Source organism: Listeria booriae (assembly GCF_000766865.1).
Classification (GTDB): domain Bacteria; phylum Bacillota; class Bacilli; order Lactobacillales; family Listeriaceae; genus Listeria_A; species Listeria_A booriae.
This window is the reverse complement of record NZ_JNFA01000004.1, coordinates 54,109-66,963: the sequence shown is the minus strand read 5'-3', so window position 1 is coordinate 66,963 and position 12,855 is coordinate 54,109. Positions and strand designations below refer to the sequence as shown.

The following is a 12,855-nucleotide window of genomic DNA, read 5'->3' as shown; positions in this document are numbered from 1 at the left end:
TCCCATGTTATTTTTAGATCGCTATTTCCCATGTTGCGGTTACTTCTTTGTGGTCAGGATCGGTGTAGGTCACTTTGTACGGTCCTGAGCCTTTGACCATAAAATAGCCATCGCCTTTGTCTGTTGTGCCTGTTTCGAGTTCTTTTCCGTAATTTTCACCTGGATAGACGTCTAGGGATTCGCCTTCTTTATTCTTTACTTCTAGGTTGATTGCGGTGAAGCCTTTCTTCTCTGCGGTTGGATTGGCTAATTGGAAGGAAAGTTTTAAAATGGCATCTTTTTTGTTGTCGGCTTCTAGTAGTTGGGCTTTCGTAAATTCGATGCGTAAACCGTTGGCATCGACGACGTCATGAAAACCGTATGTGGCTTTGCTGTCTGCTTTTAGTTCGGCTTTCTTTGGCGTTGTTTGCTTCGTTTCTTCGCTTGTTTTGGTGTCATCTAAATTCGCGCATCCTAGTAAGGCGATACTGGTAACCATGATTGTGCCTATAAGTGTAGCTATTTTTTTCATATTGGTGTATCTCCTTTAGTTATAAGAATGGGCGAGGTGAGCCAGACTTTGGTCCACCTCTTCCCATCTACTTCTTTATTCGGCTACTGGTGCTGCTGTGACTGTTGTTTCTGCAAATGGACCGTATACGCCGTTTTCTTTCAATTCTACTTTGATAACTTCGTCTGCTTTAATACCGCTGATGAAGTAGCTGTAATTTCCGTCAGCATCGGCTGTGATGACTGTTTTAGCTCTGCCGTCAACGCTAACTCTCAATTTACCGGATGGTACTGTTTTACCAGAAATCGTTGTGTCTGCGTCAGTTAGAGCATTAATTGTGACTTGGCCTGCTTCTGATTCTGCTGTAACTGTTCTTTCAACGAATTCTTCATATTTACCTGTTTCTGTATTTCTTAGTTCGATTTTAATCACGTCGCCTGTTGCTACAAGACCGATAAGGTATGTGTAATTACCTGCTGCATCAACCACTGTGATTGATTTTGGAACGCCATTGATACTAATACGAACTGTTTTACCTGCTGGTGCTTTACCTGTGATTGTACGATCTGTATCTAAAATTGGGTTCAGTGAAAATTCTGCTTTGACGATTTTTTCTGTTGGAAGAAGGTATTCGCTTCCTACGCGTATTTCAGCTTTCACTACGTCGCCGCCAGTTAGAACGCCAACATTGTACGTGTAGTTTCCTGATGCGTCAGCTACTGTGTTCGCTCTTACTGTACCGTTTACGCTGATACGAACTGTATAACCTACTGTAGCTTCTCCTGAAACAATGCCTTCTGGTGCTTTCAAGTCATTTAGTGTTAATAGTAAACCTGGGATTTCACCGGATACGATAACTGTTTTTGATGTGTCATATGCGCCTGTAAATGCGTTGCGCTGTTCTACTTTCACTTCTGTGCCTGAAACTAGGCTTCCTGTTACGTAAGAGTAGTTTCCTGATGCGTCAGCTGTTACAACTGCTTTTGCTACGCCGTTAATGTTGATACGTAGTTTCGCGTTTGGTGTTGCTGTTCCTTTTACTGTGTTATCAGCAATTGTCATTTCGTTTACGACTAGTTCTGTTGCTGCTGCTTCTGCTACTGTAGTACTTGCTGTCTTAGCAACATTGGCACCGAGTAGAACTTCTGCTTTGACAACGTCACCTTTTACAAGATAACTACTTAGATAGCTAAAATTACCGCTTGCGTCTGCTGTTACAGTTGCTTTTAGTAAGCCATTAATGCTTACGCGAACTCGGTGGTTAGCTAATGTTGTTCCTGTAATATAAAGATCGGCAACTGTCATGTCATTTAAAACTAGAGAAACTTCTTGTTCTGTTACTACTGCTGTTCCTGTATACAGGCTATCTGTTAAATAAGCGCCTGATGGGCCGATGTATTGTACTTCGATTGTTGTTCCTACAGCTAGGTTACCTGTGTAGTATGAGAATGAACCGTCTGCACCTACTGTAAGAATTGTTTTTGGAGCGCCGTTAATAGATAGTCTTACTTTCGTCACTGGATATTGTGACACGTCGATTGTTCCCGAAACCGTTACGTCAGAAATTGTTATTGGATTAATGACTGGTTGTGGTAGACCAGAAACGGTTACTGTTGTTGCTTCACTTACTACGCCATATGCGTTTTTAAGTGTGACTGAAATTGTGGAAGCTGCTACTTGTTTAGGGATGACGATAGAGAAATCTCCGCTCGCGTTCACTAAACCTGTTTTCTCTGTTCCGTCTGCTAATTTGACAACAGCTGTCGTGCCTGCTTGTCCTTTACCGGTAATTTTTGTGTCAACGTCTGTTATGTTGTTGACTTGTGGTGCGTTTGGAGCTACTAGATTAGCATTTAGTTGTTGTTGTGCTTTGTTTAGATCTGCTTGTAGTTCTGCTTTTTTCGCTGGGTCCGTTACTTGGTCGATTAGAGCTTGCGCTGCATCGATTTCGGCTTGTGTTAGACCAGTTTTTAGATCGCCATTTGGATTTTGGCTAGCGAATAAGTTATTGACTGCTTCACGTGCTTTTGCTTGTGCTGCTAGTTCTGCTGCTTTATCTGCATCTAGTTGTTGTTGCGCTTTGTCTAGGCTCGCTTGTAGTTCAGCCTTTTTCGCTGGATCTGTTACTTGATTGATTAAAGCTTGCGCCGCATCGATTTCTGCTTGTGTTAATCCTGCTTTTGCGTCGTTTGCTGGATTTTGACTTGCGAACAAGTTATTTACTGCTTCTTGTGCTTTGTTTTGTGCTGCTAATTCTGCTGCTTTTTGTGCGTCTAGTTGTGTTTGCGCTTTGTTCAGGTCAGCTTGTAGTTCTGCTTTTTTCGCTGGGTCTGTTACTTGATCGATTAGAGCTTGCGCCGCGTCGATTTCGGCTTGTGTTAGACCTGTTTTTGTGTCGCCTGTTGGGTTTTGATTAGCAAATAGGTTGTTGACTGCTGCGCGTGCTTTGTCTTGTGCTGCTTTTTCTGCGGCCTTGTCTGCATCAATTTGTTCTTGTGCTTTGTTTAAGTCTGCTTGTAGTTCTGCTTTCTTCGCTGGGTCTGTTACTTGGTCGATTAGTGCTTGTGCCGCATCGATTTCGGCTTGTGTTAACCCTGCTTTTGCATCGTTTGCTGGATTTTGACTTGCGAATAAGCTGTTTACTGCTTCACGTGCTTTGTTTTGTGCTGCTAATTCTGCTGCTTTTTGTGCGTCTAGTTGTGTTTGTGCTTTGTTTAGGTCTGCTTGCAAGGCTGCTTTTTTCGCTGGGTCTGTTACTTGGTCGATTAGTGCTTGCGCCGCATCGATTTCGGCTTGTGTTAGACCTGCTTTTGTATCGCCTGTTGGATTTTGATTCGCGAACAAGTTATTAACAGCTTCGCGCGCTTTGTTTTGTGCTGCTAGTTCTGCCGCTGCTTGTGCGTCTAATTTTTGTTGTGCTTTATCTAAATCTGCTTGTAATTCTGCTTTTTTCGCTGGATCTGTTACTTTATCGACTAAAACTTGCGCTGCGTCGATTTCGGCTTGTGTTAATCCTGTTTTTACATCACCAGTCGGATCTTTGCTCGCGAACAAGTCGTTTACTGCTGCGCGGGCTTTATTTTGTGCTTCTAGCTCAGCTGCTAAAATGGCATTTACTTGTAGTTGTGCTTTGTCTAAGTCTGCTTGTAATGCCGCTTTGTTCTTCGCATCTGTTACTTCATTTACTAAAGCTTGCGCTGCGTCGATTTCTGCTTGTGTTAGACCTGCTTTGGCATCGTTTGCTGGATTTTGGCTTGTGAACAAGTTGTTTACAGCAACACGTGCTTTGTCTTCTGCTTCGATTTGTTTAGGATCTTTTACAAAATAACCACCTTCGATACGACCGATTTTGCTTGTATCAAAGTTTTTTGTAATGTCAGCATTGTCTGTTACTAGGCTTGTCTGTTTCGGTCCAGCATAACCACTAAGTGAGAATCTCATATTTAGAGGGCCTTGATAGGAGAATGTTGCCTCTTCTAGTGTTGTTTTGTTACGTTCCCATGTGCTAATTCCGATTGTTGAGTTAATAACCATTGTTGTCGCATTAGATTCACTTCCTAACGCGCCATTTCTTGTATTCGTGATAGAGAAGTTAGCGCCTTCTTCAATAACTAACTCTTTACCTGTTGTTAGAGTAGAGGAACTACCTTGTGATACCGCGATTAGCGTTGCACCACTTTTTACAAAAAGGGAACTGTTGTTAAACATAGCTCCTTGAACGTCTGTTGCTGTAGATTTAATATCTAGTGTCGCGCCTGAATTAACGGTTGTAGTACTTGCATTGTATGTTGCAATACCGTCACGTGATGAAGTTGCTTTCACAAAACCGTTATTTGTAAAATTGACTTCATCTAGTCTGATCGCTTGCCCTGTAGTAGAAGTAACGTTAAGTTTTGCGCCTTCAGCGACTGTTAACACACTGCCTCTAGTAGTATGAAGCGCTCCGCGATCACGGGAATATCCTCCACCAGTGATGTTTACTTCTGCATTACTTTGGATTTCAATATTTTTTGCCCAAACGTTGTAGTTATTGTTGCCGTTAAGTTGTGTAATATTGTTCGTTCCTTGGAAAACTAGCGTACCTGCTTCTAAACGTGCAAATGATCTGTTTCCATCACCAGTTACGTTGTTTACAGTATGTTTGGCAGCTACTGTACTCCATAAGAAACCGTTAGTCCCACTATTTTTGATTGTGATATTGTTGATAGAAGTAACTGCATTTGCTTTTGTAACACGGATATTTCTAGTATTCATATCAATTGTGTAGCCTTCACCGTGAATGTTCTTCTCATCAACAGATATGCTGAAATCTGCGTCCGTCATTCTTAAATCTGCTTGCAAATAAATATCAGTTGTTGTTGCATTTTGTAGCTCTGCTTTGAATGTAGCCCAGTCGCTTACATAGACACCTACTGCATCTACGCTTGGATTGGTAATCCCCTCATTGGCTAGTGTATTGATAGGCAAAGTACTAACACTTGTTAGCAACATAGCGCTTGCTAAAAATAATTTCAGTGACTTATTAAACATTTTTGTTTTCTTCGACATTTTTCTTTTTCTCCCTTCAAACTGTTCTGTATCTAAAAACCCATGGTATTACTGCGATGTCTCCTCCGCGGCAAAATTTAAGTTTTTTTATGGGGTGGGGGAACTTATAAACCCGAAGTAATTGTTTCAAAACGCAGAACACGATTGTTTTCTATTTTTATAATTTGGTTGGACTTCTCTAAATCTTTCAGCTTACCTTTTACGGTTCGTGGTGTGATTTGGCAACATTTCGCAAGCAAGACATAATTCACAAATTTCGGAATGTGATAGCCTTCTTTTCCTTTTTTGGATAGTTTGCGAATCATGTCGGTAATTCTTTCGTCAGTTCCTTTCGTCAACATTTTTGAATATTGAAAAAAGTTTTCTTCTAGCTTTTTCATTGCATCGACTAATAAATCTGGAAAAAATGGGTGTTGCGAGATTTCTTGTAAAACGGCTTTGGCATCGTAGATTTCTAGTTTGACATCTCCGAGCGCAATATATTCATAATTTCCTGGTTGGAAAACATTGTGGAAGACGCAATCATCTTTTGTCCAGATGGCGTTAATCATATTTTTTTCTGATTGGGCGTTGCTAAATTGTTGAAGCAGTTGTCCTTCGATGATGTGAATGATGCTTCCTGGCTCGTCCAACAATGCTTTCTGCCCGTTTTCTAACACTTCTATATAATGGTAGGATTTATGTCTTCTTTTCCAGTTATTCTTCTGCAGTAGGGATACTAATAAATTAGGTTCTCTTAGTAATAGCCCGTGGACTGTAAGGAAATCCATCCTTGTTACCTCCTTTTGGTTTAACTCCTTCTTTAGTATATAGTTTCAAAATATGAACTAATAGCGCTGTAAAAGTGCTTTTTTCATACAAAACATTACTTTTTAGAAAGGAAATTTCCGTCGCATGGGGAGCTAGACCTAGATGTATCTAAATACGGCATTGTCTGGTATACTTTTGTCTAAACAGTGAATTTTCTTTTGTACGTTATACCTTATGATAGCATCACGATGCACCAAAACACTGTATATTCCAGAAAAACTATTATTTTGGTAATTTCTATAGAAAACACGTACTTTGCTTTTCGGTTTCGATAAGATTTATAATAGATTGACCTATGTATGAAGGGGAGCGTGTCTAATGGAAAAGATTTTGACGAAATCGGATTATCGGCAAATGCGTTTACTGAGCTTGCTGTTTTTCCGGAATAAAATTGTTTCTAAACAATATGCTGCGGATTATCTTGATATTAATAAAGTGACGCTGAATAAAGACATTGACGCCATCAACAATCTGTTTTCTAAAGACATGCTGGAGATCAAAGTGCTCAAAACAAAATGGATTTTCTTAGTGCGCGATAATCAGACGAACTTTGCATCTATTACTGCTGATATGATTTATAATAGCCAGGCTTTTCGAATTATATTATCGACATTACGAGATGAAAAGCGAACGCCGACTAGTTTTGCGCAAAGTGAGTTCATTAGTAAGTCGCAACTTTATAATAAGCTCGATGAATTAGATAATTTGTTAGCTGAGAACCGATTGATTTTAAATAAGACACCGATTGAGATTCTAGGTAATGAAGTCGATATTAGTTTCTTTTATTTTCATATATTAGATCGGGTTTATCCGCGTTCTGGTTGGCTATTCGATGAGATTCCGCTCGAAGCGATTCATACGTATATTTATAAAATGGAGCAGTTCATGGACATCCGCCTGTCTCCTATTGCAAAAACGGATTATGCGATTGCGATAAGTGTGCAACTAAGACGTGCGAAAAACGGCTATCCCTTGAATTTAACAGAAAAACAACTGCTGTATTGGCAGGAAACCGTCGAGGTATTTAATATTGAACAAATGGATTTCTCTGATTTGGAAGCTATTTTCTCGAAAAAACTGCCGTTAAATGAGAAGTCGATTATTTTCTTATCGCTGTTTTTGACTTCCTTTACGTATACGAAAAAAGAGTCGCTGAATAAAGTGCTAGCCTACTATGAGAAGTCGCGTCCGATGCGGTATAAAGCTGCGCAGGAACTTGTGGCACTCGCTACTATTGATGCAAAAGATTTGAATTTTGTGATGGTGAGTTTACTTGGTTTCTTTGGGAAGTATACGTTTCTTGGGAAGTCGGCGTATATTATCGAAATTGAGGAACATGAAAATCAAAATAAAATAAATCGGATTGATAAACAGATTATCGAAGACAAACTAATAGAAGTAAGTGGTTACGCGGCAGATTTGGAGTTCATTCGCGCCAATATGGAAGCAATCCTGCCTTATGTTCACGAACTGCTTAACATATCGACAATACTAAGCCAATCACACGAAAAATTACACGTAAAAGTCATTTCTAAAAACGGCTATACGTGGGAGGAATTTCTGAAATACCGAATTCGGCAACATTTTTCAGAGGAAGTTTTGGCGTTTTCGAATAATGATTATTCGACGAGTAATGTAGAATGTGACTTGATTATTACGGATTTCCCCATGGTTGGAGAGCATTCGATTGATATTCTTACTTGGAACTCGCCACCGACAGAATTAGATTTTGAGATGCTGCGTGAGTTTATAAAATAACGCAAATAAAACCCCAGTCTCCTATACCGAGGCTGGGGCTTTATTGCACATATTTTTTTTATTTTTGTATATTTTTTTGGAAAACCCTAATTATTGCTTCTTTCCGTGGTACATTAGATATGAAGAAACGGAATGCAATAAAGGAGGAAATACATGCTAGAGTTTTTAACATTTTTATTGGATAATGCCATAATGCCGATTAAAAGCGAGCAGCTACTTCTTACTAAAGGGGACAAACTACCATTAGAAGATGCTGGGAATCGTTATGTATATGGAATTTCTGAAGGAATCATCGCAGTGCAAAAAGAGGAAATGATCCTCGACTTTTCATCAATAGGCCAGTTTGTCGGATTTTACGCAGACGGCAATTCACGCCTCGAAGGAGAAGTTTTAACAAAATCAGCCATCGTTTGGAAATTTGAACTTCGCGATATATTAACAAAAATCGGATTAAATAACGACGGATTCTTATTATATAGCAAACACGCCTCGCACATGCACGATAGTCTCATGAAAAAAATAAGCATTTTAAAATTAAACAACACAAATAAACTAATCTTGTCTTTACGATCATTAGCATCAAGATTTGGAGAAAGTGCTACAGATTTAGAAAGCTGCCGACTTCCAGAATGCTTCACAAAAAAAGTTTTATCTAATTACACAGGAATTAAATTATCGAGCTTGACGAAAGTTCTAAACAACTTGCATGATGACGGCAAAATTGTTCATAGCCGCCGCGTTATTCTCGTTCATATTTAAAAAACGCTAGGCCGTCTAATAGTAGATAGCCTAGCATTTTTTTCACGCTGTTTTCTTGATTTTTGCAACGTTTCCAGTAAATATACCAGCCACACAAATCGCTACTAATACGAAGATGAACGCATTTAGTAAGCCGAACGAATTTGCGAGGAAACCTAGAATTGGTGGGCCTGCAAGGGAAGCACTATATCCTGCCAGCGTCACCAAACTCACCCGTTTCACCGCGTACTGGCTCTCATCGCCCGCAGCTGAAATCGCCATTGGGAAGCCAAGTGAAGCGCCTGCGCCCCACAGGAAAATCGCAATGACACAAACAACGACCGAAATTTTCAAAATAACGAGTAGCAAGCCAATCGCCGCAAAGGCAACCGCTACGCGAAGCAACAACACACGACCGTATGTATCAATCAATCGCCCACTCACCAAACGTCCGCTAATCATGCCCGCCAGGAATACACCATAAATCACCGTGCTCAAACTATGCGACACATCATAACCGTCCACCATCGCAAGCGGAATCCAGTCATTCGCCGAGCCTTCCACAAACGCCAAACATAGCCCCATAATCGCTAAGGCCACCGTCCGTTTATTCAGCCATAATCGCTTATCAGCAGCCGACTCTTCCGCATTTGCTTTCTTATCCGCCGCCGATTCCTTCCCGATTCCAGCCGGCACAAAGCGCGTCGAAACCATCAGAATCGCAAACAACAAACACGCCACAATCACTAAATGCACACTAACCGAGACACCTAATTTTATAAAAAGTACCCCGACTCCCGCGCCGACAAGCGTTCCGATACTAAACGCCGCATGCAACACTGGCAAAATTGTCTTTTTGATGCGGTATTCAATCTCGGTTCCTTCCAGATTCATCGCAACATTGCACATCCCAGCGCCCATCCCAAAAATAAAAAGCGCCACAAAAACCACGATTTGGCTAGCCACCATTGCTCCCGTCGCCAGCGTCAAAAACCCGCCAAACATAAAGAAGGCGCTCGTCATAATCGCAAATCGTCCACCGCGCGCCCGTACAAACACGTTCGAGAGCACCAATCCTAAAATCGAGCCCATCGACAAACCTAATAAAATAACACCCATTGTCCCCGCGGACGCATGAAGCGCATCCCGCAACTCCGGCGTCCTCGAAATCCAACTTGAAAAACTAAAACCACATGTCGTAAAAATAATCAGAATCGCATAATACCATTTCTTCTCCATAAAAACTCCCTTTTCACCGCGTATAGTTTCTTTATTTAAGTATAGCGGTTAGTAATCATGAAAGTAAAGGTAAAAATGCGCATTCGTCAATCCTTTGTGAGTTTATTTTGCAGTACATGAATGTGTTGACCTAAGATTTTGATAGCAAGTTGAATGCCCACTGTTTCAGATTCTAGTTTGTGCATCACATCGATTTTTTTAATCACATACACGGTTGTGTCTCCGTCCGCAATACATACTTTAGGATCTGGTTTGTAATACACTAAGCGGTCTATTCCGACGAAATCGCCTTGTTCGTAGTAACGGATATCTTTGCTGTTTTGTTGTTCTGCGATTTTACCGTTAATAATTATATATAATTCGTCATCTTCTGTGATGCATTCGCCACTTAGAAATGTCCGAACTTCGCTTTTTACAGGGTTTGTGAGAGGATTAAATAAATATTCTTGAAATATTTGATTATCAAACAAGTCTTCTTTGGTTTTCATCTTAACCACACTCCATCTCTTTAATTGATGGCTCTATTATACAACGAATTGTCCTTTTTGTTTGGAATGACGCTGTGGTAGATGCGTCGGATGAACCAATTTGGATGGAAAATTAGGACTCGAAATGGTGTTTTTGTGGACTATTCTTCACCTTATTCTTGCTTTTTCGGCAGGTGAATGTGTCAAAATGATGATATTTTTGGAATGAAGTAGGCAAGCGAGAAATGGGGCTGGGTGTTCCTATTTTGGGGGTGTTTCGTCTAGTGGTGGACTATTGTCATTTGACCAACACCGCTAACATGTTTAGCATATCCGCCTGCACTTGCAACTTGTCATACGGAATTGCAGAATAAAATGCATTGCGCTTAAATTGTTGTTTTTCTGCCTCACTATGCGCTTGGAATTGGCGTAATTTTTCTGCGATAGAATGGGCGTTTCCCACCTCCGTAAAATAACCATTCTCCCCTTCGACGAGGTAGCCTTTAATCCCCGCAATCTCACTGCCAATAACAGGAACGCCACAAGCCATGGCTTCAATGCCAACAAGCCCTAAACTCTCCCCTTTTCTCCTACTTGGAAAAACAAAGACGTCCATTTCATTGTACAGCCCAACAAGTTCTTCCTGTGGTAACAAATCATAACAACGGACATCCGCTTGAATTCCCAATATTTGAATAAGTGCTTCTTTCTGCTGATTTTCCTTTCCACTCCCAATCATCAGCAACTCTACCGCCCGATTTGATTGTTGCTTAAATTCGGCAAAACCACGAAGTGCATCGTCCCAGCCCTTGTCAACATCAATCCGACCTACATAGCCAACACGAAAAACAGCCTCATCTTTGTCTATTTCCCGCGGTGCAAATAAATCACGATTTACACCACCAGATGGAGAAATCAGCACGCGCTCCGAAGCAAGATGATACCGTTCCACGACAGTCTGCTTAAAATAATCCGATGGCACAACTACATGATTCGCTTGTTTTAACAGATGCGTCACCCATTTTTGCAAACGCTCTTGGAAGGCGTTTTCCGGGAACACATCGCTGCCATGCAAATTAACAACCAAATTTATGTCTCGATTCAAAAATTTAGCCCAAATAATCGGTAACGCGCTATGCGAAGCGTAATGTAAATACACCAAATCATATTTTCGAAATACTAACGTAAAAAAAATGCGACAATAAAAAATCAAATAACGCCATAATTTCTTTACCCTGCTTACTTCTTTTTTCATCGTGATGGTATCAATGTCTTCCGTTGCGCTTTCCAACAAATGCACATGGTTTTTCACAAAAATACCGTACGAGGGATATTCTTTCGACGGAAACATATTCGCGATAACTAATATTTTCATAGTTCTATTCCTTTCTTTTGCGTAGTAGCACGCCGTTTCATATAAAAAGTGCGATACAAATTAGCAAGTAGCGGCATATAAATAGCAATAATACATCCCAATACAGCTATATTAACAAGAGAAATAACCCAAATTGTGTGGATTAAAACATTAAAACTAGCCGCCACAAGAAGCAACAATGTCGTTAACAAATGGCGCTTCACAGAAAATCCTTGCCAAATCCGCATCGAAAAATACGTCCGCGCTAAGAAAAAAGCAATATACGCTGATCCCGTCGCAATCGAAGCCCCAATCGCCCCATACGTCGGCACAAGCAAAAAATTAAGCCCAATCGATACCACGAGCGCAATAATCGACACCAAAATATTCAACGAACTCCGCTTCAAAAAAACAATCCCCAAATTCGTCGTCTCACTCACTGTCATCATCAACGGATAAAAACATAAAAACGGAAAAATATACTGCGCCTCACTATAATCTGGTGACAAAATCAGCATAATAAGCCCTTTAAACAACAACAATCCCATAAACAAAACCGCAATCAGAAACATGATACTGTCACTCACCAACTTAAAATAGCGCATCGGTTTTTGCTTTTTATACCATTCATATGCGGTTGGAACCCAAAAGTTCGAAAAAGTCGTCTGCAAAATCAACAATGCGCTCGCAATTTTAAAAGCTGCCGTGTACAATCCTAACTGTTCAAAGTCACAAAAATAGCGAATAAATAGCTTATCAATAACAACAAACATGCTATAAATCACCGTCGCAATGACAACGGGCAAACCAAATTTAGCGAGTTTGGGCAGTAAATCCGGGTCTACCTTCATCGGATTAATGCGCAACAACGGGAAATTCCGAATAATCAGCATCACATCACCAATAATTTGACCGATAATCGTGGCATAAATCACCGTAATAAACGTATGCGAAAACAAACAAAGGAAAAGCACCGTATAAATCAGAATACTGAACTTCACCAAAATATTGAAAAACGAAAATTCAAGCGCCTTATTCTGCATTCGAATATATAAGAAAATAAACCGTTCAAATATTAGAAATACAATGGACACCGCAATAAAATAAACGACTTGATAATATATCTCGTTCCCAAATAAGAACGTAGCAATCGGCTTCGCAAATCCACACATGAGCGCAATCACAACACCAGAAAACGCAAGCGGCACAACAATAGCCGTATGAAACAACTTTTTCTTATTCGGATATTCATAAAACTCACGCGCAAAGGCTTGATCAAAACCTAAATAAATAACGCAAATTAACAAAGTCTGCGCCAGCATAAACATACTTGTTTTTCCGTATTCTGCTGGCGAAATAAAGAAGGTAACAATCGGAATGGTCAATAAATTCAAAAAGGCTGACCCGAATGCACCAATCGCAAATTGCATCAGCCGTTTCATAAGTGCTCT

Annotated in this window: 9 protein-coding genes; 2 read left to right on the top strand and 7 right to left on the bottom strand. The window is 40.4% G+C overall.

Annotated elements, in window-relative coordinates:
• Window positions 1–13: 13 nt before the first annotated feature.
• From EP57_RS02105 to EP57_RS02095, 3 genes are all read right to left on the bottom strand, one after another.
• The gene (locus EP57_RS02105; RefSeq protein ID WP_036083761.1) at window positions 14–511 is read right to left on the bottom strand and encodes a hypothetical protein; all 498 of its coding nucleotides are present in this window, start codon (window positions 509–511) and stop codon (window positions 14–16) included.
• A gap of 75 nt (window positions 512–586) precedes the next feature.
• On the bottom strand, window positions 587–5,038 hold the full coding sequence (locus EP57_RS02100; RefSeq protein ID WP_036083759.1) for a toxin Cry1Ac domain D-VI-related protein: 4,452 nt from the start codon (window positions 5,036–5,038) through the stop codon (window positions 587–589).
• 104 nt (window positions 5,039–5,142) lie between these two features.
• Window positions 5,143–5,808: a cyclic nucleotide-binding domain-containing protein gene (locus tag EP57_RS02095; RefSeq protein WP_036083758.1), complete on the bottom strand. Its 666-nt coding sequence runs from the start codon at window positions 5,806–5,808 to the stop codon at window positions 5,143–5,145.
• 358 nt (window positions 5,809–6,166) lie between these two features.
• On the opposite strand from EP57_RS02095, the gene EP57_RS02090 reads away from it, so the two are divergent.
• Both EP57_RS02090 and EP57_RS02085 read left to right on the top strand, forming a co-directional pair.
• Window positions 6,167–7,606, top strand: coding sequence for an AcpB/EbpR/MafR family transcriptional regulator (locus tag EP57_RS02090; protein WP_036083756.1), 1,440 nt, complete (start codon window positions 6,167–6,169; stop codon window positions 7,604–7,606).
• A gap of 153 nt (window positions 7,607–7,759) precedes the next feature.
• Window positions 7,760–8,365, top strand: coding sequence for a cyclic nucleotide-binding domain-containing protein (locus EP57_RS02085; RefSeq protein WP_036083754.1), 606 nt, complete (start codon window positions 7,760–7,762; stop codon window positions 8,363–8,365).
• Between the two features lie 42 nt (window positions 8,366–8,407).
• Here EP57_RS02085 and EP57_RS02080 read toward each other — a convergent pair whose 3' ends face one another.
• The 4 genes from EP57_RS02080 to EP57_RS02065 all read right to left on the bottom strand — a co-directional run bounded on the left by EP57_RS02080 (window position 8,408) and on the right by EP57_RS02065 (window position 12,846).
• Window positions 8,408–9,583 (bottom strand): MFS transporter, encoded by a 1,176-nt coding sequence (locus EP57_RS02080; protein WP_036083752.1) that lies wholly within the window; start codon window positions 9,581–9,583, stop codon window positions 8,408–8,410.
• 86 nt (window positions 9,584–9,669) lie between these two features.
• On the bottom strand, window positions 9,670–10,071 hold the full coding sequence (locus EP57_RS02075; RefSeq protein ID WP_036083750.1) for a cyclic nucleotide-binding domain-containing protein: 402 nt from the start codon (window positions 10,069–10,071) through the stop codon (window positions 9,670–9,672).
• A gap of 277 nt (window positions 10,072–10,348) precedes the next feature.
• On the bottom strand, window positions 10,349–11,425 hold the full coding sequence (locus EP57_RS02070) for a glycosyltransferase (RefSeq protein ID WP_036083748.1): 1,077 nt from the start codon (window positions 11,423–11,425) through the stop codon (window positions 10,349–10,351).
• Window positions 11,422–12,846 (bottom strand): lipopolysaccharide biosynthesis protein, encoded by a 1,425-nt coding sequence (locus tag EP57_RS02065; protein ID WP_241480693.1) that lies wholly within the window; start codon window positions 12,844–12,846, stop codon window positions 11,422–11,424. Before EP57_RS02065 ends, EP57_RS02070 begins: the two co-directional genes overlap by 4 nt.
• Window positions 12,847–12,855: the final 9 nt, after the last annotated feature.

Excerpts from the sequence above, each read along its gene's own strand:
- EP57_RS02105 (WP_036083761.1), bottom strand. The coding sequence starts at position 511 with ATGAAAAAAATAGCTACACTTATAGGCACAATCATGGTTACCAGTATC.
- EP57_RS02100 (WP_036083759.1), bottom strand. The coding sequence starts at position 5,038 with ATGTCGAAGAAAACAAAAATGTTTAATAAGTCACTGAAATTATTTTTA.
- EP57_RS02095 (WP_036083758.1), bottom strand. The coding sequence starts at position 5,808 with ATGGATTTCCTTACAGTCCACGGGCTATTACTAAGAGAACCTAATTTA.
- EP57_RS02090 (WP_036083756.1), top strand. The coding sequence starts at position 6,167 with ATGGAAAAGATTTTGACGAAATCGGATTATCGGCAAATGCGTTTACTG.
- EP57_RS02085 (WP_036083754.1), top strand. The coding sequence starts at position 7,760 with ATGCTAGAGTTTTTAACATTTTTATTGGATAATGCCATAATGCCGATT.
- EP57_RS02080 (WP_036083752.1), bottom strand. The coding sequence starts at position 9,583 with ATGGAGAAGAAATGGTATTATGCGATTCTGATTATTTTTACGACATGT.
- EP57_RS02075 (WP_036083750.1), bottom strand. The coding sequence starts at position 10,071 with ATGAAAACCAAAGAAGACTTGTTTGATAATCAAATATTTCAAGAATAT.
- EP57_RS02070 (WP_036083748.1), bottom strand. The coding sequence starts at position 11,425 with ATGAAAATATTAGTTATCGCGAATATGTTTCCGTCGAAAGAATATCCC.
- EP57_RS02065 (WP_241480693.1), bottom strand. The coding sequence starts at position 12,846 with ATGAAACGGCTGATGCAATTTGCGATTGGTGCATTCGGGTCAGCCTTT.